We start from the raw sequence: 20054 nt of genomic DNA, 5'->3' as shown, positions 1-20054 counted from the left end.
AAATGACCTTCCGGTGACAGACCGGAATCGCCGCGCGCGGGATCAGACGCTCGCCACGGCCAATGGGCTGGGCACCGGGTCGCCGGCCGTGCCCGGAGCCGCGGCGGCCGGATCGGCGCCCAGCTCGACCACCCGGTTGTCGGCGTCCACGTGCACCACCCGCGGCCGGTACGACCGGGCGTCGGCGTCGTCCATCTGCCCGTACGAGATCAGGATGACCAGGTCACCGGGGTGCACCAGGTGCGCGGCCGCGCCATTGATGCCGATCACGCCGCTGCCCCGCTCGCCCGGAATGACGTACGTCTCCAGCCGGGCACCGTTGGTGATGTCCACGATCGCCACCTGCTCGCCGGGGAGCAGGTCGGCAGCGTCGAGCAGATCCTCGTCCACCGTGACCGAACCGACGTAGTGCAGGTCGGCCTGGGTCACCGTGGCCCGGTGGATCTTCGACTTGAGCATGGTCCGCAGCATCGGGATGGCCTTTCGCGAAAGTGGTTGAGGATGCGGCCGGGTCAGCGGCGGGGGGCGAGGTGGATCGCCATGTTGTCGATCAACCGCGTTGCGCCCACCCACGCGGCGATCAGCAGCCGTGCCGGCCCGGACACCGGCCCCGGCTCCAGCTCGGGATCGGTGAGCACCAGGTAGTCGAGCCGGGCACCCGGCGTACCGGCGCCGAACACGGCGTGCGCGGCGGTCAGCACCGCCCCCGCGTCCAGGCCGGCGTCGGCGGCCTGGACTCCGGCCCGCAGCGCCGCGGACAGGCTCAGCGCGGCGGCCCGCTCGGGCTCGCTCAGGTAGCGGTTGCGGCTGGACAGCGCCAACCCGTCCGACTCCCGGACGGTCGGCACACCGAGCACCTCGACGGGCACGTCCAGGTCCCGGGCCATCCGCCGGACCAGGGTGAGCTGCTGGTAGTCCTTCTCGCCGAAGAACGCCAGGTCAGGCTGGGTGAGCTGGAACAGCTTCAGCACCACGGTGAGCACCCCGTGGAAGAAGCCGGGGCGACTCGCGCCCTCCAGCTCCCCGCCGAGCGGGCCCGGGTCGAGCCGCACCCGCGGCTGACCGTCCGGGTACATCTCGGCCACCGACGGGGCGAACACCAGGTCCGCGCCCGCCCGACGGCACACCTCCAGGTCCGTGTCCAGTGTCCGCGGGTAGCGGTCGAAGTCCTCGTTCGGCCCGAACTGCAACGGGTTCACGAAGATCGTCACCAGCACGTGGTCGGCCTGGTCCCGAGCCGCGCGCAGCAGCGTCTCGTGCCCGGAGTGCAGGGCACCCATGGTCATCACCACACCGACCGTGCCCTTCAGCCCGGCGCGAGCCTCGGCCAGGTCGGCGCGGGTGTGCACCAGCTGCGTCACCGCGTCACCTCGGTTCGCGACCGCGGGGCGCGCAAGATCGGCTCACTCCGTACGCTCACGCGTTCACCGCCCGGCTGGTGTCGGCGAGCACGCCGAGCAGCGACTGCGCGTCCACCGGCCGCAGCCGACCGGCGGCGATCGCCCGGTCGGCGGTACGCCGGGCGAGCGCCAGGTAGGCGGGAACGGACTCCGGTGCGGTAGCGGCCAACCGGGCCAGATGCCGCTGGACCGTGCCCGCGTCACCGCGGGAGACCGGGCCGGTCAGCGCGTCGTCGCCGAGCCGCAGCGCGTTCTCCAGTGCGGCCCGCAGCAACGGGGCGAGCACCTTCTCCGGCCGGGCCACGCCGGCGTCACGCAGCCGGTCGGTCGCCTCGTTCACGAGGGTCACCAGGTGGTTCGCGCCGTGCGCCAGCGCTGCGTGGTACAGCGGGCGGTCGGACTCGCCCACCCACTCGGGCACGCCGCCGAGATCGGCGACCAGCCGGGCGGCCAGCGGGCGCAGCTCCGCCGGGGCGGTCACTCCGTACGAGATGCCGGCCAGCCGGGACAGGTCGTCCGGCGTACCGGTGAAGGTCATGGCCGGGTGCAGGGCGAGCGGCCGGGCGCCGACCGCGGCAGCCGGCGCCAGCACGGCCAGCCCGTGCGCGCCGGAGGTGTGCGCGACCACCTGGCCCGGGCGCAGCGCGCCCCGGTCGGCAAGGTCGGCGACCACACCGGCCAGCGCGTCGTCCGGCACCGCGATCAGCAGCAGGTCGGCTGCGGCGTGGGCGACGGCGGGAACCGGGCGGCGGGGCACCTCGGGCAGCAGCAGGGCGAGCCGGGCACGGCTGGCCCCGGAGCCGCCGGCGACGGCGACCACCCGGTGGCCAGCAGCGACGAGTGCGGCGCCCAGCACGGCACCGACCCGGCCGGCACCGACGACGCCGACGGTGAGCAGGCGGGAGGTGACGGCAGCCGGGGCGCCGGTGACGGCGCGATCCCGCGATGCGGCGGGCCCGTACGGGGCCGCCGGACGCGGGCGCAACGGTGCGCTCATGACGACGATCCAGTCCTCGAGAAGGGGTACCGGTCGATCGCAAGTATGCGCCCGGCCCGCCGAACCGGGACAAGCATGTGTGAAAACCTTCACCACCGAAGGAAGGGCCCCTTGTTAACGCCTCCGGTTGTACAAGGGGCCCTTCCTGACAAGTCAGCGGCCGGGGTGCAGGAAACCGGCGTCGAGGAAATTGGAGCCGGCAGCAGCGGTACGACCGTCAGCGCGGGGATCACGAGTCGTCTCCTGACCGCTGACCGTAGGGTCGGCACGGTGATGCACCCTGGACGTGGAGCGAACTGATGTCGATTCCCTGGCGGGACGCGATGAGCCGGGCCCTCTACGGGCCGGGCGGCTTCTTCGTCTCCGGCACCGGACCGTCCGACCACTTCCGGACCAGCGTGCACGCCTCCCCGGCGTTCGCCGCCGCCCTGCTGCGGCTGATCTCCGAGGTGGACGCGGCCCTCGGCCACCCTGACCGACTCGACGTGGTCGACGTGGGCGCGGGTCGTGGGGAACTCTTGCGCACCCTGCTGCGCTCCATCGAAGACGCCGTCGGGCTTGCGGTGGGAAATTCCGGGGAGCCCACCCGCTCCGGGCGGTCCGGCTTGATCCCTCCGCGGGCGGGCTCCCCGGAAACCCTGACCTCCACGGCCGCCGCCCGTCCGTCGCGGGACGATCCGTCGTCGGTCGCCGTCCGTCCGTCGCTCGCGGAACGAGTGCGCTTCACAGCAGTCGAGTACGCAACCCGCCCGCAAAACCTCCCAGAAGAGATCAACTGGACCTCTGAGATCCCTGATGGGATCAACGGGCTGTTGCTGGCCACCGAGTGGTTGGACAACGTTCCACTCGACGTGGCGGTGCACACCGCAGATGGCTGGCGATATGTGCTGGTCGACCCCGACGGTGGTGCGGAAACAGTTGGCGAGCCGGTCAGCCATGCCGATCTCGATTGGCTGACCACCTGGTGGCCTCACCCCACGAGCCCGCCCCACGCGGCCCGTGATCTGACCTCGACGGATGCGACAAGCCAGTCCGGGTCGGGTTTCGGGGCAGCCCGGCCGGCGCAGGGATCAAGCCTGACCGCCCGGAGCCGGCCCGGCCGCCCCGAAACCCCGCACAGCGACCACCGCGCAGAGATGGGAAGGTCGAGGGACGAGGCCTGGGCGAACGCGGTGAAGAAGATCAGCCGAGGGCTCGCGGTGGCTGTGGACTACGGGCATCTGAAGGAGGACCGGCCGATCGACGGGACGTTGACCGGGTACCGGGCTGGGCGGCAGGTGCCTCCGGTGCCGGACGGGACGACAGACGTGACCGCGCATGTCGCCATGGACTCGGTCGCCTCCGCCGGTGCGGCGGTCGCCCGGTGCGCGTACTCCCTGGTCTCGCAGCGGGAGGCGCTGCGGGCGCTCGGGGCCGACGGCGGCCGACCGCCGCTGAGCCTGGCCGGCACCGACCCGGCCGGGTACGTGCGGGCTCTGGCCGCCGCGTCGGCGGTGGCCGAGCTGACCGACCCGGCCGGGCTCGGCGGGCACTGGTGGCTGCGCCAACCGGTCGGCATCCCGCTCGGTCCGGCCGTGGCACGATGACGGGCATGACCACCGACGCCGGGGACCTCCGTGAACTGACCGTCGGCACCGGGGCCGGCCTGGTCGCCGGCACCGGCGACCAGCAGCTCGGCACCGACATGGTGCTGAACATCGGCCCGCAGCACCCCTCCACCCACGGCGTGCTGCGGCTGAAGCTGGTGCTCGACGGCGAGCGGGTGATCGCCTGCGAACCGATCGTCGGCTACATGCACCGGGGCGCGGAGAAGCTCTTCGAGGTGCGCGACTACCGGCAGATCATCGTGCTGGCCAACCGGCACGACTGGCTCTCGGCCTTCTCCAACGAGCTGGGTGTCGTGCTCGCGGTGGAGCGGCTGATGGGCATGGAGGTGCCCGAGCGGGCCACCTGGCTGCGGATGGCCCTGGCCGAGCTGAACCGGGTGCTCAACCACCTGATGTTCCTCGGCTCCTACCCGCTGGAGATCGGCGCGATCACGCCGGTCTTCTACGCCTTCCGGGAACGGGAGACCATCCAGGCGGTCATGGAGGAGGTGTCCGGCGGCCGGATCCACTACATGTTCAACCGGGTGGGCGGCCTCAAGGAGGAGGTGCCGTACGGCTGGACCGGCCGGGCCCGCGCGGCGATCGGCGAGGTACGCCGGCGGCTGCCCGACCTGGACCACCTGATCCGGCGCAACGAGATCTTCCTGGCCCGGACGGTGGGCGTGGGGGTGCTCTCCGCCGCGGACGCCGCCGCGTTCGGCGCGTCCGGGCCGGTGGCCCGGGCCTCCGGGCTCGACCTGGACCTGCGCCGCGACGATCCCTACCTGGCCTACGACGAGCTGGACGTGCCGGTGGTGACGAAGACCGCCGGAGACTGCCACGCCCGCTTCGAGGTGCTGCTCGATCAGGTGTACGCCTCGCTGGACATCGCCGAGCAGTGCCTGGACCGGGTGGACCGGCTGACCGGGCCGATCAACACCCGCCTGCCGAAGGTGCTCAAGGCGCCGGAGGGGCACACCTACGCCTGGACCGAGAACCCGCTCGGCATCAACGGCTACTACCTGGTGTCCCGGGGTGAGAAGACGCCCTGGCGGTTGAAGCTGCGCACGGCGTCGTACGCCAACGTGCAGGCACTGGCCACCCTGCTCCCCGGCTGCCTGGTGCCGGACCTGATCGCCATCCTCGGCTCGATGTTCTTCGTGGTCGGGGACATCGACAAGTGACCCCGAGCGGCCCGGCCGCCGGTCAGCGCCAGCGGTCGGTGGCCGGGGCGCCCCCGGCGCGCGGCACGTCGTCCTGCGGCGGGTAGCCGTACCGCTCGTCGACCCGGCGCCGGCCGGTCCGCTCCGGTGCGGGCTCCGCCTGGTGGCCCCGCTGGCGCGGCGGACGCCACTCGTCGGGCACCGGCACGCCGCCCACCGGCAGCGCCGGCCGGTCCGCCGGTTCGTCCCGCCAACCGCCGTCGCGGTCGTGCCGGCGCGCCGGCTCGTCCCGGTGGTACGGCTCGCGCTCGTCGTACCGACGCGGTTCGTCGTAGCCGCGCGCGTCCTCGTGGCGGCGGGGCTCCTCGTGGCGGACGGAGGCCCAGCGGTCCGCCACCCGGTACTCGGCGCCCGTGGCGTCGGCGTGCACCTCGGCCCGGCGCTCCCCGACCCGCAGCTCACGGCCGTTCTCGTCGTCCCGCACGGCGGCCCACCGGTCACCGGCCCGCAGCTGTGACCAGTACTCACCGGTGTCGTCCGCCCGCAGAGCCGGTCCGGGCTGCCCCGGGGCGACCGGCCGGTCGGGTTCCCGCTGCTCCGACCAGCCGCGGTCGTCGGGGCCCACCCACGAATCCGGCTGCGGCCGGTCCGCGACGGGCTGCGGCCGGGCACCCCAGCCGGGCTCTTCGGGCTGGTAGTACGCGTCGCGCGGATCGGCCCACTCCGGCTCGTCGCGGCGGGCCGTCCAGTCGGGCTCACCCCGGGTCGCGGGCTGCGCGCCCCGGAAACGGTCGTCCGTGGGGCGGGCACGGTCGTCGGCGTACCCCGACGCGGGGTGCTCCTCGGGCTCACCCCAGGAGCGGTCCGCCGGCCGGGAGCGCTCCTCCGCGCCGCCGCCCGGGGTCCACTCCTGCGCCGGCGGGGTCCACTGCCCGGCGTACCCGCCGCCGTACCGCCCACCCGGCTCGGCCGGACCGCCGTCCACCACGGTGTGCCGGGTGGTGACGTGCACGGTCTCGGTGTGCCGCACCACCCCGACCGGGCGGTGCCCCGACTCGGGGCGGTCGTGCTCACGGGGGCGGGGCACGGAGCCGTACCCGGCAGCGGCAGGCCGCTCCGCGCCGTACCCGGCGGCCGGCCGGTCCGCGCCGTACAGCCCGGGGGCCGGCGGCTCCGCACCGTAGACCCCGTCGCTGGCCGGAGGCTCGGCGCCGGCATCGGGGGTCGCCCGGCGGTACGCCGGCTCGTCATCGTCCACGCGCTCGGGGTGACCCCACCGCGCACCGGCGGGCTCCGGGGGCGACACCCGGCCTCGGCCCGCCGGGGCGTCGCCGGGCACCGGCACGCGGCTGCGGACGACCGGGACATCGTCCGCCGGCTCGCCGGCCGACACCCGCGCCCGGCCGGCACCCGCCGGTTCGCTGGCGGCGGGGGCGGCACCGGCGAGCGCGGCGCCGCTGGCGTCGAGGCGGCGGCGGACGGCGACGACACCCTCCTGGGCCCTTTGTGCCTGGTCGAGCGCCTGGTTACCGCGCTGCGCGGCCGCGACGATCTCGGCGCGCAGCTCCCGGCGGAGTTCCTCGATCTCGTCCAGCAGCTCATCGGCTCGCGCCGAGGCGTCCTCACCGTCGGGCCGCAGCGCGATGGACAGGCCGATCAGCACCACCGCCAGGATGGCGAGCACCGCCGCGAAGCGCAGCGGGCCGTTGCCGTCGGCGACCAGCAGGATCAGCGCCGCCACCGGAGCGAGGCCCACTCCGGCCCAGAAGAGCAGGGTGAGCAGCGGCGGTTGACGCCGGGCATCGGGGGCGACCGGGGCTGGCATGGCTGTGCAGCCTACCGAGGATCCCCAGCTGACGGAACGGGGTCCCGGGAAGCGCGGACGCCCCCGCCCCGGGTGGGGGCGGAGGCGTCCGTCATCACGCCACGAGGTGGCTCAGCTGCTGGCGAAGGCACCGTCCGACGAGAAGATCAGGCCTACGCTGATCGCGCCGGTACGCAGCCCGTTCTTGGTCAACGGCCCGCCCTGGTCCAGCGAGGAGAACGAACCCACCGACAGCCCGTACGTCTTCTCCAGGCCCGGCTTGCAGAACGGGCGCTGCTGGCACTCCGGCGGACCACCCAGCACGGTCGCGTTGCCCGAGCACTTCGCGGCCAGCTCGGACAGGGTCCGCACGCCGTACTTGTCGGCGAACGCCTGCGTGACCGCGAAGGCGTTCTGGTTCTGTGCGGCGGCTGGCGCGCCGAAGGTGATGCCCACCTTGTCGCCCTCGGCCTTCAGCGCGGTCACGGTGTTGTTGATGTCGGGCGAGGAGACCGGCTGTGCGTTGGGGCCGTTGGCCTTGGTGTTGAGGAACTCTGCCATGGTCGCCGCGTACTCCGGGACGACCTGGACCTCGCCCTTCTCCAGCGCCGGCTCGTAGAGCTCCCGGTTGCCGATCTGCTGCACCTTGACCTGGTAGCCGGCGGCGGTGAGCGCGATCCGGTACAGCTCGCCCAGGGTCTGGCTCTCGGCGAAGTTGCCCGCTCCCACCACGATCTCGCCGCCCGGGCCCTTGGCGATGCCCGCGGTGACGTTGTTGGCGGAAGCGAACTCCTCGGCCGCCACCTTGGGGGTCTTGCGGTCGTCGTTGACGGCCTTGTTGAGCTGGATCAGCTTCGGCGTGTCGAGCGCGGCCGAGACCTTGTCCAGCGCGGCGATCAACTGCGGGTTGACCGCCTTGCTGTTGACCGCCGGAATGACGTTGTCGGCGTTCTGGAGCTTCTTGTCGTCCTGCAGTGCGATGAGCTGCTGCCCGGCGACCGGGGCGCACCCGGCCCCGGAGGCGCCCTGCTGGGGCGCGTCGGTGCCGGACGAGCCGGCGTCACCGCACCCGGTCAGAAGCCCTGCCGCAGCGACGGCGCCGATCGCGCCGATCGCCAGACGTGTACGTGCGCGCATATGCCCGCCTTCCGTGTCCCGGCGCGACCCGTTCCGGGCCGGCCGCGTGTCCGACGGGCGATCCTGACTGTCGGCCGCCCGCGAATGTCCACCCAACATCCTCCGCGTCCGACCGACAACTTGAGGTGGAGTTCGTCACCGCATCGTCACCGACCGGCCGGCTGCCGGTCACCGGTCCGGAGACCGCTCACCCAGAAGGGTCGTCCGTGGGGCGCACCGGGACAGATCAGGCGCGGCCGGTGGCGTCGGCGGGCCGGGGCCGCCCCGCGCGTTGCCGGTCGCGCCGCAGCGGACGGGGGGTGACCAGCCGTTCGACGCCGCCCAGGACCACCTCGGCCAGCAGGGCGAGCCCGGCCACCAGCACGCCGCCCGCCAGGATCTGGCCCCCGCCCGCCGCGATACTCAGGCCGAAGCCGGTACGGATGATCTCGCCGAGGCCGCCGCCGTTGACGAACGAGGCCAACGCGGTGGTGGCGATCACCTGCACGGCGGCGGTCCGGAACCCGGCGGCCAGGTAGGGCACCGCGAGCGGCAGCTCCACCCGCCGCAGCACCTGCCCGCCGGACAGGCCCATCCCACGGGCCGCGTCGAGCGCCTCCAGGTCCGCCTGGCGTACGCCGGTGTAGGCGTTGGCCAGCAGCGGCGGAACGGCGAAGACGGCCAGCGCCACCACCACCGGCGTGCGGCCGAAGCCGAGGAAGGTCAACGGCAGGATGGTCAGCAGCGCGAGGGTAGGGATGGCCAGGGTGGCGTTGGACACCAGCACCACCAGGCCACCACCCCGCCCGGTGTGCCCCAGCCAGAGTCCGAGCGGCCAGGCCACCAGGCAGCCGAGCGCCACCGCCGCGGCGGAGATCTCCAGGTGCTCGCCGAGCCGGTCCAGGATGCCGCCGGGGTTGGTCCAGTTCAGTGGGTCGTTGAGCCACATCACCGCCTGCTGCACCGGGCTCGCCGCGGCGCTCACCGGACGCCCCGGGCGGACCAGGGGGTGACCAGCCGGCCGACCAGGACCAGCAGCAGGTCCAGCAGCACCGCGAGCGCCACGCAGAGCACCGTGCCGGTCATGATCTCGGCCTTGTAGAGGTTGTTCTGAAAGCCCGCGAAGATCAGCTGGCCGAGCCCGCCGTGCCCGACCAGCACCCCCACGGTGACCAGCGCGACCGTCGACACGGTGGCCAGCCGCAGCCCGGTCATGATGCCCGGGATCGCCAGCGGCAGGTCGATCCGGAACAGCCGGCCCCACCGGCCGTAGCCCATGCCCTCGGCAGCCTCGCGGACCTCGGGCGGCACCTGGTTGAGCCCCGCAACCACGTTGCGGACGATCAGCAGCAGCGCGTACAGGACCAACCCGACCAACACGGTGGTGGCGCCGGTGCCCAGGTAGGGCGCGATGAACGCGAACAGCGCCAGCGACGGAATGGTGTAGATCACGCCGGTGACGCCGAGGATGGGCCCGGCCAGCGGGCGGAACCAGTACGCGGCCACGGACAACGGCATGGCGATCAGCACCGCGACCAGCACCGCACGCCCGGTGAGGGAGGCGTGTTCACCCGCCGCCGCGAGGATCGTGTCAGAGTTGTCCCGCACGTACTGCCAGGAGAACCAGGGGTTACCCGGGTCGGCCCGGTAGCTCAGGCGGAAGGACATACGTGGACGTTACCCCGGAGGCTGCCGGCGGGGTCGGATCCCCTCGCGCAGCGTCGATCTCCCTTCAGGGCATCCATAAGCGCTACCCGAACGGCACCGAGGCCGTCCGGGAACTCAGCCTGGAGGTCAAGGCCGGCGAGCTGGTGGTGCTGATCGGCCCGTCCGGCTGCGGCAAGTCGACGGTGCTGCGCATGGTCAACCGGCTGATCGAGCCGACCGCCGGGCGGATCATGCTCGGCGACGAGGACGTCACCGACGTCGACCCGGTGCGGCTGCGCCGCCGGATCGGCTACGTGATCCAGAACGTCGGGCTGTTTCCACACCAGACGGTCCGGGCGAACGTGGCCACCGTGCCCGGGCTGCTCGGCTGGTCCCGTGACCAGACCCGGGCCCGGGTCGACGAACTGCTCGACCTGGTCGGGCTGGACCCGGCCCAGTTCGGTCGCCGCTACCCGCACGAACTGTCGGGTGGGCAGCGGCAGCGGGTCGGGGTGGCTCGTGCGCTCGCCGCCGACCCCGTTGTGCTCCTGATGGACGAGCCGTTCTCGGCCGTCGACCCGATCGTCCGGGCCCGCCTCCAGGAGGAGTTCCTCCGGCTCCAGGCCGAGGTCCGCAAGACGATCCTGCTGGTCACCCACGACCTCGACGAGGCGGTCCGGCTCGGCGACCGGATCGCGGTGCTCTCCCAGGGCGGGCACCTGGAGCAGTACGACACGCCGGCCGCCCTGCTGGGCGCGCCCGCCACGCCGTTCGTGCGCGAGTTCGTCGGGGCCGACCGGGGCATCCGCCGGCTGGCGGTCACCCAGCTCGACCGGGACGCGCTGGAGCCGGTGCCCGGCGACGTCGAGGCGGACCTGCCCACCGTGCCGCTGGACGGCTCCGCGTACGACGCGCTGGCGGTACTGCTCACCTCGGGACGGGACCGGCTCGTGGTCACCGACGGCGGCCGACCCGTGGGCGCGCTCAGCCGGCAGCGCCTGCTCGACCTCGGCCGCGTGACGGGCTGACCCACCCGGCTCGACCGGTCGGGTCAGGCCCGACCGCCGAGGCTGGCGGTGCCGATGATCCAACCGGAGAGGAAGCCGTAGCCGGCGCCGCTGCTGGCGTCCTGCAACGCGCCCAGCAGCGACGGGTCCGGGCCGAACGGCGCCGCGAGCACGGCGGCGAGCCCACCGGCCAGCACGTACGCGGCCCAGCCGGAGAAGAACTGGCTCACCGGGCCGGGCACCCGGGCCACCTGGGCGGCGGGCAGCAGGTAGAGCAGGGCCACCGCGAGGACCACCAGCAGGACGGCCCGCAGGTCGGCGGCGAGCAAGCCGCCGGGCTGCCCGTCCGCGTCCAGCCGCCAGGCAGGCCAGGCGAGCAGGCGCAGGTAGTAGTCACCGGCCGATGCCGGGTCGGCCCGCGTGCCGGCCCATCCGGTGTACGCCGGGCTGCCGCAGATCCCGACCAGCAGCAGCACGGCGAGCGCGCCGGTGCCGGCGGCCGTCCCGTAACGGCTGACCGGGCCGCTGCGGTGGAAGAGCCCCATGATCCGCCCAGGGCCCGAGCCGACCGACCGGGCGGACCTGGGCTGCCCCGACCGGCTCAGCGCTTCAACAGGTAGTCGATGAAGGCGGCCCGCAGCAGCGGCTCCGACTCCTCGTAGCCGTGACCGGTCAGCTCACGCCACAGCGCGTTGGCCTCGTCGATGATCGGACCGATCGAGTTCGGCGCGCCGTCCAGCACCGTCGCCTCGTCCGCGTTCGGCAGATGCCGCAGCACCGACCAGAAGAAACCCACGTCACGGTGCTCCCGGGCCCGGGCGAACGCCCGCTCCCGCAGCTCCTCGGTGGACAGCGCGTCGAGCTCCTCGAACGAGGTTCCGCCGGGGGTGGCGGCAGGTGTGTCGGTCATGCCGCCGAGCCTAACGGTCGAGATCAGCTCCGGCTCGGCGGACGCCGCACGGCTCATCGCTCACCGGCGTCCCACCGGCGCGGGCTGTCCTCCCAGCGCGGATCCCGCCACGGGTCGACCGGTTGCGGTGCGGCCGGCGTCGGCAGGGTGGGAGGCCAGTTGTCGACCGGCTGCGACCGTGGCATCGTCCAGCCCGTGCTGATCGCGCCGTCGCCGATCGGCTCGGGGTTGTCGGTGCTGCCCGGCCGGGGCCGCCCGTACGTCTCGACCAACCGGGTGACCAGCAGTCCGACGCCGATCGCGACCGCGCCGACCGTCCAGCGGTCGACCGTCCAGCCGCGCGCCGGCGCGTACGCCTGGAAGACGGTGACCAGGCTCACCGCCAGCAGGGTGCCGAACAGGCCACCCCGACGGCCGTACGCGCTGGTGCCGCCGAGCAGGGCGACCCCGATCGCCAGCACCGTCCAGTCCAGCCCCGGCGTGGGTGTGACCGGCCCGGGGCCGTTGGCGGCGAGCAACACGCCGGCGAGGGCGGCGAGCACGGTGGAGCCGACCAGCGCGAGCGCCGTGACCACGGCGGCCACCACTCCCCGGCGACGGGCCGGATCGGTGACCGGCCGGTACCGGCCGACCAGCCGGCGGATCGCCCGGATGGCGCCGAACAGCCCGCCGAGGACCGCCACCGCGGCGAAGCCGGCGAAGAGGTAGCCCGCGCTCCGGCCGGGGTCGTAGTCGCCCTGCACCAGCACCGGCGCCGACCGGCGTTCGATGTACACCACCACCCCGGCCGCGCCGGCGAGACTGGCTGCCCAGCCCGGCACGTGCAGCACCACCACGGCCAGCGCCAGCGCCAGCCCGCCCAGCGCGGCGACCGCGACCGCCGGGCCGACGGAGGCCGCCAGACCCTGGTCACCCTGCTCCGCGTAGTGCAGTGCGGCGGCGACCGCGACCGGCCCGACGGCCAGGTTCGGGGCGGCGGTACGCAGGCTCAGCCCGGCGGCGAGGGCGAGCAGCCCGAGCCCGACCATGCCGACCAGCAGGGTGCGCAGGTTGTCGCCACGCAGCACGTCCGAGTCGGCCCGCCAGAGCAGCCAGCCCAGGGTGGCGAGACCGGCCAGCAGCAGGACCTCCCACACCAGGTGCACACCGACCCGGTCCCGGCCGGAATCACCTTGACCGGGGTCGTCGAAGACGTTCTCCAGAACGGCGGCGGGCACCTCGGACGAGGGCTCGACCGACCCTTCCCGGCCCGTTTCTTCGTACCCCATGACGCCGCCTCCCCAGTGGCCCGCCGTCCCCGCCCCGGTTCGCGGACGGACCGGGGCGGCCGTTGCTCTCCGATCGCAGGCACCGTACCCGCGCCCGGAGCCGGGCGTAACCCCCTGTCAGAGGCTGTCGGGAGACCCCGGGGCGGGCGAGGCGGAGTCCAGGCGGCGATCCGGCAAGGCGGGGTTGGGTCTGGATACCGGTGTTGTATCCGGACCCAACTCCAACGCCGCCGGTCGTCGCCGGGGCCGCCGCAGCCGCCGCGGGGTCTCCCGACAGCTCTCAACGCTGGCCGGGGTGGCTCTCCCGCTGGTCGGGCTCACGCTCGTCGTCCGGGCGCTCCGGCACCCGGCAGGAGCGCTCCAGCCAGAGCGCGGCGCCCACCAGCGCCAACGAGGCGAGCAGGCCGGCGCCGGCGGCCGGTCGATCCTCCGTCGCGGCCCGGGTGTTCTCGACGAGGAGCCAGCCGGTGAGCCCGGCGTAGAAGCCGGCGAAGATGGCCGCGGCCAAGGCCGACGCCTTGGCCAGCACCACGAACCGGGCGACCAGCAACGGGTTGACCGGGTCCCGGCCGGGCTTGCGCTCGATCCGACCCCGGGTGTTGACCGCGGCGTACGCCTCGAGCACGGCGAGCGCCGCCAGCGTCACCACCGGCAGCCAGGGCAGCCGGGGGATGCCGCTGTAGTAGAGGGTGCTGATCAGCAGCCAGGCCACCGCCGCCGCGGCCAGGGCGGCCACGACCAGGGTGGAGATCCGGGTGGGGCCCATCCGCGACCCGTCGGGGCCCGGCCCGCCCGGTGGTGGGGACTTCGCCTGGGTCATGCCGGCCGGCTCCGCTCGGTCATGCCGTCGACTCTAACGCCAGTTCCGGTCGGGGACGCAGATCCAGCGCGTCGTCGGCGGCCGGGCCGGCGGTGAGCAGGTCGGTCAGCCAGCCGTGACCGGGCAGCCGCCCGTACGGCTGGATGTCGATCCACGGTCGCAGCACGAAGGCGCGCAGGTGCGCCCGGGGGTGCGGCAGGGTCAGCTCGGGGTCGTCGCTGAGCACCGGCTCGTCGTCGTCGCCCCAGACCGCGATCACGTCCACGTCGAGGGTGCGCGGCCCGAACCTCCGCTGCGGGTCACGGACCCGGTCGGCCGCGCGCTCCGCGGCCCGCGCCCGCTCCAACCAGTCGCGTGGGGTCGCGGCGTCGTCCTGGGCCAGCAGCACCGCGTTGAGGTACGCGGGCTGATCGGCGTCGCCCCACGGTGGAGTCTCGTACACGCCGGAGAGCACCAGCACGCTGTCGCCGAGCGTGGCGACGGCCGTACGCAGGTGGCCCAGCCGGTCGCCCAGGTTGCTGCCGAGCGAGAGCACGGCCCGGGTCACCGGGCACGCGCCCGGGTCATGGTGACGGCCACGTCGGTGAAGGTGTGCGGCACCGGCGCCTCCGGCTTGTGCACGGTGATGGTGGCGCTGGCGACCCGCTCGTCGGCCAGGCAGACCGCGAGCAGCCGGTCAGCGAGGGTCTCGATCAGGTTCACCGGCTCGCCGGTCACCACCGCGACCAGGCGTTCGGCCAGCTCGCCGTAGTGGACGGTGGCGGTGACGTCGTCGCTGGCGGCGGCCGGGGCGAGGTCCAGTTCCAGCACGGCGTCGACGACGAAATCCTGCCCCTGGACCCGTTCGAAGTCGTACACCCCGTGCCGGCCCCGGGCCCGCAGGCCGATCAGGTGGATCCGGTCTGTCATCGCTGGACCTCCCGCTCGTGACCGGCCGGGGCGGGGACCACCCGCGGACTGCCGGTGGCGACCCAGACGGCGAGCGCGTCGGCGGTGGCCTGGACGTCGTGCACGCGTACCCCCCAGGCGCCCGTCGCGACCGCCAGCACGCTGGTGGCGACGGTGGCCGCCTCCCGCTGCGCGGTGGGCCGCGGCGTCCCGTCCGGGCCGGCGAGCAGTCGGCCGAGGTAGGACTTGCGGCTGGCGCCGAAGAGCAGTGGGTAGCCGAGGTCGAGCAGCTCCGGCAGGCGGGCGCTCAGCTCCCAGTTGTGGGCGGCGGTCTTGGCGAAGCCGAGGCCGGGATCGATGACGATGCGGTCGGCGGCCACGCCGGCGGCCAGCGCCGCGTCGATCCGCTGGGCCAGCTCGGCCCGGACGTCGGCCACCACGTCGGTGTAGCTGGCCAGGTCGCGCATCTCCCGGGAGTGGCCACGCCAGTGCATCAGCACCCAGGGACAGCCGGCGTCGCGGACCACCCGGGCCATGTCCGGGTCGGCCAGCCCGCCGGAGACGTCGTTGACGACAACCGCGCCGGCAGCCAGTGCGGCCTCGGCGACCCGGGCGCGGCTGGTGTCGATGCTGACCGGCACGCCGGCGGCGGTCAGCTCGCGGATGACCGGCAGGACCCGGTCCGCCTCGGTCTCCGCGTCGATCCTCTCGGCGCCCGGTCGCGTCGACTCACCGCCGACATCGACCAGGTGGGCCCCCGCAGCGCGCAGACGGACGCCGTGTCCGACGGCCGCACCGAGGTCGGCGTACCGTCCGCCGTCGGAGAAGGAGTCCGGCGTGACGTTGAGGACGCCCATCACCACCGGGCCGGGGGCCCGCACCAGATCGGTCACGACTAGACGGTACCGGTCGTGGCGGTCGGCCCGGCCGACCCGGGTCCGCCCCCGGGTCACCATCCCTGACGTGCGCATTGGAACAGGTGTACGATCGGTCGTCCGGGCAGTATCGGGCAGTCCCTTCGCGGCTTGTCGCAATCCGGGGCGGCCCGTACGCTTTGGAATTGGCCAGCATCGAGATGGCGAAGCCTGGAGGGAGGGCCGAAGCGGGGGAAAACCGCCCAAAGCTCACCACTCTCCGTGGTGAGTAACGAACGCAGGGTCGAGAACGCTGCGCCCTGTGAGCACATTTCCCGCCAGGCTTGCCTATTGCACCGCCGCGGCATCGCCGGCCGCGCTATGGGGAGGTTCCAGTGATCGCCTTCGAGCTCATGGAGACGACGTCGTCCGGCGTCGCCCACGCGCTCTCCACCCTGGCGTCGACTCCGCTCGCCGAGCCGGCACCGAAGGGGATCGACACCAACAGTGTGGTCACCTTCTTCGCCAGCAAGATCGCGCCGATCCTGCTCGCCGTCCTGGGCGTCATCTTCATCGGGCGGGCCAGCCGGGGCGAGATCTCCAAGGTGCTGACCAGCTCCGCGATCGCCATCGTCGGGCTGGCCTTCATCGCCGGCGCGGCCACACTCTTCTTCGTCGGCGATTACCTGATCGACCTGATCTTCGAATAGGCGCGTTCCCAGATGCGGCTGCGCACCGACGACGACATCTACCGGGCCCGCCTGGTCTACCTCGGGCCGCCCGGCTACACCCTTCCGGTCCACCTGCCGTATGCCCAGTACGGGCTCTTCATGCTGCTCGTCCCCCTCTACATGTTCATCCACTGGCTGTTCACGCTGACGGTCGAGCTCTTCCCGGCGTGGGAGATCGCGCTCGCCATCGTGACCACGTCGTTCATCTTCCGGCACGTCGACCCGGACCGGCCGGCGCGGGTGGTCATCCGCACCGCGCTGACCGACTGGCGACGCACCCGGGAGCCGGCGATCGAGCAGCGCGACCCGCGCCTGGTCGGCAGCCGGATCAGGATCCGGGAGGAGCTGGCATGACCGGGCGTACGCCGATCGGTCCGTCGCACGACGCGGGTAGGAGGCTGTCGGCGGGCCCCGGGGCGAGCGAGGCGGCGCGGCAGCCGCTGCGGGGTCTCCCGAGAGTCTCTAAGGCGGTCGCATGAGTCGCTCTTCCACGCCGGGTCCCCCGGCCGGCCGTCCGGCCGTGCCGGGAGGTCACCGTGCGCAGTCAGTTGACTACACCGACTCCGAGGACGAGGTGGCGCTCGACCCCGCGCTGGTGACCTCGCCCGGGCACGGTGCGGTCGGGGTCTTCCAGGCCCCCCGGCCGGTGCCCCGCCGGACGCCGCCTGCCGAGCCCAGCGCGGTGGCGGCCGGCGAGAACGCCGACATCGACTCCCCGTTCCTGGACTTCTTCGGCGCGTCCCGGCCCGGCGCGACGCGTGCCGTGCCGGCCGGACCGCCCCACCGGGAGCAGCCGGCGATCCCGCAACAGCAGCCCGCCACCGAGCCGACCCGGCCGGCCCACCGGGCACCGGGCCTCGAACCGCCCTGGACTCCCGAGGACGCGTCCACCAGCAGTGGGGCGTCCGTCGAGCGGCGGCGCGGCGGCGGCAACCCGGCCGGCGAATCCCGGGTGCCGCACCAGGCCGGCGACCGGCTGCCAATGCTCCGGCCACCGCGCGAGCCCGACCCGGTCGCAGAGGGTGCGCCGACGACGTCGACCGCCGGTGCGACGACCCGACCGTCCAGCGCCGCGCCAGCGGGCCGCCCGACGGCACCGGCGGCCGGGCCGGCCAGCGCCGCCCCGACGGAGCGACCGGCGCTGGAGCGCGCACCACGCCGCGCCACCGGGACCGGCCCGGCGCGGCCGGCAACGATCGACACGGAGCCGACCGGGCGGGAGGTCGCCGCACCCCGACAACGGGCCGTGAGCCGGCAGGAACGGCCGACCCGGCCGGCCCGGGTCCGCGCCCCGAAGATCAAGTTTGGGGACCGGGACCCGTCGGTCGAACTGGCCATCACCGAGATCGCCGGCCACCTGACCTTCACCCCGAACACGGTCACCGCCTGGTACTGGCTGCCCGAGGTGCGCTGGGCCTTCCGGCCGGACGCCGAACGCGAGGCGCTGCTCTCGGCGATCTCCGAGCAGTACGCCGGCCTGGCCGGCTTCCGGCTGCACCTGCGCCGCACCACCCGGCCGTTCCCCGCCGACGAGTGGGCCCGCACCATCGACGCGCACACCCCGGCACCGCTACCCGACGTGGCCGGCACCACCGGCTGGGCCGACCACCTGGTCGCCGCCCAGCGGCACCTGATGGCGGTCAACCACGCCGAGGGGCAGACCTACCTGGGCGTCACCTTCGCCCGCCGGTCGCTCGGTGACTCGCTCACCGAGCGGTTGCTGCGCACCTTCGGGCGGGGCACCGCCGAGGGCGAACGCCGCAAGCTGGGCCGCACCGTGGAGCAGTTCGACGAGGTGCTCGGCGCGTTCGGCATGCGCGGCCGGCGGGTCACCGCCCAGGAACTGGAGTGGTTGCTCTACCGCTCGGTGGCGCTGTGCATGGCACCTCCCGGCACGCTCTCCCCGGTGACCAACGGTCGCTGGGAGCGCGGTGACCTGCTCGCCCTGACCGAGCAGGTCGAGCGCTACCGCACCCCGTACGGCTCGACGGTGAAGCTGGTCAACCGGGTGACCGGTGAGGAACGGCACGTCGCCGTGCTCGCTGTCGGCCGGATGGAGCCACTGGAGATCCCGGAACGGCACGAGCCGTGGCTGCACTTCCACGAGCGGCTGCCCTGGCCGATGGAGATCTCCACCCGGGTCGACATCCTCGGCTCCGGCGACTCGTTCCGCAATCTCGAACACCGGCTGCGGATGATCCGCTCACAGCAACTCGACTACGCCGAGCACGGCATCGACGCGCCGCCCGAGTTGGAGCGGCTGGCCAAGCGGGCGCTGGTGATCGGCGACGAGATGACCACCGGGCTGCCGGTCGACTCGGCCCGCGCACACGGCTGGCACCGGATCGCGGTCGGCGGCCGGACCCGGGAGGAGTGCCTGGAACGGGCCCGCCGGCTCATCCAGCTCTACTCCCGGGAGCTGCGCATCTCGCTTCAGCACCCGAAGAACCAGGACTGGCTAGCCCGCGAGTTCATTCCCGGCGAGCCGATCGCCAACACCGGCTACGTCCGTCGGATGCCGGTTCCGCTGCTCGCCGCCGCGCTCCCCCAGGCCGCCTCCAACGTGGGCGACCGGCGGGGCGACCTGATCGGCCGCACCGCAGGCACCTGCCGCCGCCCGGTCTTCCTCGACCTGCACTTCCCCATGGAGGTACGGGAGCGCTCCGGGCTCGCGGTGTTCGTGGCCGAGCCGGGCGGTGGCAAGTCGACCCTGCTCGGCGCGCTGGGCTATCTCGCCGCACGGCGGGGCGTCCAGGTGACCCTGCTCGACCCGTCCGGGCCGCTGGCCCGGCTCTGCGCCATGCCCGAACTGCGGCCGTACTCCCGGGTGCTGAACCTCACCGGCTCGGAGCACGGCACCCTGGCGCCCTACTCGCTCATCCCGACGCCGCTGCGCAGTGAGTTCGGCGCCGGCGCCTCCGGTGACCGGGAGTTCGAGATCGCGGTCTCCAATGCCCGGGCCGAGCGCCGGATGCTCGTCCAGGACATCTGCATGATGCTGGTGCCGCCGCAGGTGGCCCGGGAGGCGTCCACCGCCACCCTGTTCCGGCACGCGGTCCGCCAGGTCCCCGCCGAGGAGACGTCCACCCTGGACGACGTGGTGAGCTGCCTCGGGCGACTCGACGACGACGCCGGCAAGGAGCTGGCCAACCTTCTGCTGGACACCGCCGAGATGCCGCTGGCCATGCTCTTCTTCGGCCGACCACCGGAAGGGCTGCTCGGCGCCGACGCCGCGCTCACGGTGATCACCATGGCCGGGTTGCGGCTGCCCGACCTCAAGATCGAACGGGAGTACTGGTCCGCCGAGGAGGCACTCGCCCTGCCGATGCTGCACACCGCGCACCGGCTCGCCGTCCGCCGCTGCTACGGCGGGTCGATGTCGTCGCGCAAGCTGGTCGGCCTGGACGAGGCGCACTTCATGGAGGGCTGGCGGTCCGGGCGATCGTTCCTCGTACGGCTCGCCCGGGACTCCCGCAAGTGGAACCTGGCCGCGCTGGTGGCCTCCCAGAACCCGCGCGACATCCTCGGCCTCGACGTGCAGAATCTCGTCTCCACCGTCTTCGTCGGCCGGATCGCCGAGGACGCCGAAATCGCCTCCGAAGCGCTGCGGCTGCTGCGGGTGCCGGTCAACGACGGGTACGAGGCCACCCTGGCCTCGCTCTCCGCCGCCGACACCAGCTCGGCCGCCCGCCTCGGCTTCCGCGAGTTCGTGATGCGCGACGTCGACGGGCGGGTGCAGAAGGTCCGTGTCGACGTCTCGTACGTCGAGGGGCTGCTGGACCACCTCGACACGACGCCCGCCGCGATCGCCGCAGCGGCCGGAGTGCTGCCGAGCATCCCCCTGCCGGACCTGGAGGCGTGAC

Annotated in this window: 20 protein-coding genes; 6 read left to right on the top strand and 14 right to left on the bottom strand. The window is 73.7% G+C overall.

Features of this window, described 5'->3' with window-relative positions:
- Positions 1 to 42 precede the first annotated feature (42 nt).
- From panD to KBX63_RS16170, 3 genes are read right to left on the bottom strand one after another with little or no spacing between them, the layout of a single operon-like run.
- Positions 43 to 471 (bottom strand): aspartate 1-decarboxylase, encoded by a 429-nt coding sequence (gene panD, locus KBX63_RS16180; RefSeq protein ID WP_210912063.1) that lies wholly within the window; start codon positions 469 to 471, stop codon positions 43 to 45.
- 41 nt (positions 472 to 512) lie between these two features.
- Complete coding sequence (gene panC, locus KBX63_RS16175) at positions 513 to 1361, bottom strand: pantoate--beta-alanine ligase (protein WP_210912062.1); 849 nt, start codon at positions 1359 to 1361, stop codon at positions 513 to 515.
- Between the two features lie 55 nt (positions 1362 to 1416).
- A complete protein-coding gene (locus tag KBX63_RS16170; RefSeq protein WP_247662459.1) occupies positions 1417 to 2397 on the bottom strand; it encodes a Rossmann-like and DUF2520 domain-containing protein in 981 nt (326 codons plus the stop codon).
- Positions 2398 to 2696: 299 nt separating this feature from the next.
- Here KBX63_RS16170 and KBX63_RS16160 point away from each other — a divergent pair, with 299 nt between their 5' ends.
- Together KBX63_RS16160 and KBX63_RS16155 are read left to right on the top strand one after the other, a co-directional pair.
- Positions 2697 to 3983 carry an SAM-dependent methyltransferase gene (locus tag KBX63_RS16160; protein ID WP_247662458.1) on the top strand — a complete coding sequence of 429 codons (1287 nt, stop codon included), beginning with the start codon at positions 2697 to 2699 and terminating at the stop codon, positions 3981 to 3983.
- Positions 3980 to 5167: an NADH-quinone oxidoreductase subunit D gene (locus KBX63_RS16155; protein ID WP_210912061.1), complete on the top strand. Its 1188-nt coding sequence runs from the start codon at positions 3980 to 3982 to the stop codon at positions 5165 to 5167. Before KBX63_RS16160 ends, KBX63_RS16155 begins: the two co-directional genes overlap by 4 nt.
- 22 nt (positions 5168 to 5189) lie before the next feature.
- On the opposite strand, the gene KBX63_RS16150 is transcribed toward KBX63_RS16155, so the two are convergent.
- The 4 genes from KBX63_RS16150 to KBX63_RS16135 form a co-directional block, all read right to left on the bottom strand.
- Positions 5190 to 6971 carry a hypothetical protein gene (locus KBX63_RS16150; RefSeq protein ID WP_210912060.1) on the bottom strand — a complete coding sequence of 594 codons (1782 nt, stop codon included), beginning with the start codon at positions 6969 to 6971 and terminating at the stop codon, positions 5190 to 5192.
- A gap of 111 nt (positions 6972 to 7082) precedes the next feature.
- Positions 7083 to 8087 carry a glycine betaine ABC transporter substrate-binding protein gene (locus KBX63_RS16145; RefSeq protein WP_210912059.1) on the bottom strand — a complete coding sequence of 335 codons (1005 nt, stop codon included), beginning with the start codon at positions 8085 to 8087 and terminating at the stop codon, positions 7083 to 7085.
- 226 nt (positions 8088 to 8313) lie between these two features.
- Positions 8314 to 9015 (bottom strand): ABC transporter permease, encoded by a 702-nt coding sequence (locus KBX63_RS16140; RefSeq protein WP_210912106.1) that lies wholly within the window; start codon positions 9013 to 9015, stop codon positions 8314 to 8316.
- 32 nt (positions 9016 to 9047) lie between these two features.
- On the bottom strand, positions 9048 to 9734 hold the full coding sequence (locus KBX63_RS16135; protein ID WP_210912058.1) for an ABC transporter permease: 687 nt from the start codon (positions 9732 to 9734) through the stop codon (positions 9048 to 9050).
- Between the two features lie 2 nt (positions 9735 to 9736).
- Between KBX63_RS16135 and KBX63_RS16130 the strand changes: the two genes are divergently transcribed.
- Complete coding sequence (locus KBX63_RS16130; RefSeq protein WP_210912057.1) at positions 9737 to 10741, top strand: ABC transporter ATP-binding protein; 1005 nt, start codon at positions 9737 to 9739, stop codon at positions 10739 to 10741.
- A gap of 23 nt (positions 10742 to 10764) precedes the next feature.
- Here the strand turns inward: KBX63_RS16130 and KBX63_RS16125 are convergent, their stop codons facing one another.
- The 7 genes from KBX63_RS16125 to folP all read right to left on the bottom strand — a co-directional run bounded on the left by KBX63_RS16125 (position 10765) and on the right by folP (position 15499).
- Positions 10765 to 11265, bottom strand: coding sequence for a hypothetical protein (locus tag KBX63_RS16125; protein ID WP_210912056.1), 501 nt, complete (start codon positions 11263 to 11265; stop codon positions 10765 to 10767).
- Positions 11266 to 11321: 56 nt separating this feature from the next.
- The gene (locus tag KBX63_RS16120) at positions 11322 to 11630 is read right to left on the bottom strand and encodes a hypothetical protein (protein ID WP_210912055.1); all 309 of its coding nucleotides are present in this window, start codon (positions 11628 to 11630) and stop codon (positions 11322 to 11324) included.
- A gap of 53 nt (positions 11631 to 11683) precedes the next feature.
- Complete coding sequence (locus KBX63_RS16115) at positions 11684 to 12898, bottom strand: ABC transporter permease (RefSeq protein WP_210912054.1); 1215 nt, start codon at positions 12896 to 12898, stop codon at positions 11684 to 11686.
- 280 nt (positions 12899 to 13178) lie between these two features.
- Positions 13179 to 13718, bottom strand: coding sequence for a DUF3180 domain-containing protein (locus KBX63_RS16110; protein ID WP_210912053.1), 540 nt, complete (start codon positions 13716 to 13718; stop codon positions 13179 to 13181).
- Between the two features lie 19 nt (positions 13719 to 13737).
- On the bottom strand, positions 13738 to 14265 hold the full coding sequence (gene folK, locus KBX63_RS16105; RefSeq protein ID WP_210912052.1) for a 2-amino-4-hydroxy-6-hydroxymethyldihydropteridine diphosphokinase: 528 nt from the start codon (positions 14263 to 14265) through the stop codon (positions 13738 to 13740).
- Positions 14262 to 14627: a dihydroneopterin aldolase gene (folB, locus tag KBX63_RS16100; RefSeq protein ID WP_210912051.1), complete on the bottom strand. Its 366-nt coding sequence runs from the start codon at positions 14625 to 14627 to the stop codon at positions 14262 to 14264. The genes folK and folB overlap by 4 nt, the downstream gene beginning before the upstream one ends.
- Entirely contained in the window at positions 14624 to 15499 is an 876-nt protein-coding gene (folP, locus tag KBX63_RS16095; RefSeq protein ID WP_210912050.1) for a dihydropteroate synthase, read from the bottom strand. Before folP ends, folB begins: the two co-directional genes overlap by 4 nt.
- Positions 15500 to 15855: 356 nt before the next feature.
- Between folP and KBX63_RS16090 the strand changes: the two genes are divergently transcribed.
- From KBX63_RS16090 to KBX63_RS16080, 3 genes are all read left to right on the top strand, one after another.
- Positions 15856 to 16170 carry a hypothetical protein gene (locus KBX63_RS16090; RefSeq protein ID WP_210912049.1) on the top strand — a complete coding sequence of 105 codons (315 nt, stop codon included), beginning with the start codon at positions 15856 to 15858 and terminating at the stop codon, positions 16168 to 16170.
- Between the two features lie 12 nt (positions 16171 to 16182).
- Entirely contained in the window at positions 16183 to 16545 is a 363-nt protein-coding gene (locus KBX63_RS16085; RefSeq protein ID WP_007466101.1) for a hypothetical protein, read from the top strand.
- 121 nt (positions 16546 to 16666) lie between these two features.
- Entirely contained in the window at positions 16667 to 20053 is a 3387-nt protein-coding gene (locus tag KBX63_RS16080) for an ATP-binding protein (RefSeq protein WP_210912048.1), read from the top strand.
- Position 20054: the final 1 nt, after the last annotated feature.

The organism is Micromonospora sp. U21 (assembly GCF_018070045.1).
Lineage (GTDB): Bacteria > Actinomycetota > Actinomycetes > Mycobacteriales > Micromonosporaceae > Micromonospora.
Note: the sequence above shows the minus strand (reverse complement) of the source record. Positions and strands in the feature narration are given on the sequence as shown.

What these genes read in the sequence shown, in the direction of transcription:
- KBX63_RS16145 (WP_210912059.1), bottom strand. Translation starts at nt 8,087, where the DNA reads ATGCGCGCACGTACACGTCTGGCGATCGGCGCGATCGGCGCCGTCGCT.
- KBX63_RS16120 (WP_210912055.1), bottom strand. Translation starts at nt 11,630, where the DNA reads ATGACCGACACACCTGCCGCCACCCCCGGCGGAACCTCGTTCGAGGAG.
- KBX63_RS16170 (WP_247662459.1), bottom strand. Translation starts at nt 2,397, where the DNA reads ATGAGCGCACCGTTGCGCCCGCGTCCGGCGGCCCCGTACGGGCCCGCC.
- KBX63_RS16110 (WP_210912053.1), bottom strand. Translation starts at nt 13,718, where the DNA reads ATGACCCAGGCGAAGTCCCCACCACCGGGCGGGCCGGGCCCCGACGGG.
- panD (WP_210912063.1), bottom strand. Translation starts at nt 471, where the DNA reads ATGCTGCGGACCATGCTCAAGTCGAAGATCCACCGGGCCACGGTGACC.
- KBX63_RS16150 (WP_210912060.1), bottom strand. Translation starts at nt 6,971, where the DNA reads ATGCCAGCCCCGGTCGCCCCCGATGCCCGGCGTCAACCGCCGCTGCTC.
- KBX63_RS16125 (WP_210912056.1), bottom strand. Translation starts at nt 11,265, where the DNA reads ATGGGGCTCTTCCACCGCAGCGGCCCGGTCAGCCGTTACGGGACGGCC.
- KBX63_RS16080 (WP_210912048.1), top strand. Translation starts at nt 16,667, where the DNA reads ATGAGTCGCTCTTCCACGCCGGGTCCCCCGGCCGGCCGTCCGGCCGTG.
- KBX63_RS16155 (WP_210912061.1), top strand. Translation starts at nt 3,980, where the DNA reads ATGACGGGCATGACCACCGACGCCGGGGACCTCCGTGAACTGACCGTC.
- KBX63_RS16160 (WP_247662458.1), top strand. Translation starts at nt 2,697, where the DNA reads ATGTCGATTCCCTGGCGGGACGCGATGAGCCGGGCCCTCTACGGGCCG.
- KBX63_RS16115 (WP_210912054.1), bottom strand. Translation starts at nt 12,898, where the DNA reads ATGGGGTACGAAGAAACGGGCCGGGAAGGGTCGGTCGAGCCCTCGTCC.
- KBX63_RS16085 (WP_007466101.1), top strand. Translation starts at nt 16,183, where the DNA reads ATGCGGCTGCGCACCGACGACGACATCTACCGGGCCCGCCTGGTCTAC.
- KBX63_RS16140 (WP_210912106.1), bottom strand. Translation starts at nt 9,015, where the DNA reads ATGTGGCTCAACGACCCACTGAACTGGACCAACCCCGGCGGCATCCTG.
- KBX63_RS16135 (WP_210912058.1), bottom strand. Translation starts at nt 9,734, where the DNA reads ATGTCCTTCCGCCTGAGCTACCGGGCCGACCCGGGTAACCCCTGGTTC.
- folB (WP_210912051.1), bottom strand. Translation starts at nt 14,627, where the DNA reads ATGACAGACCGGATCCACCTGATCGGCCTGCGGGCCCGGGGCCGGCAC.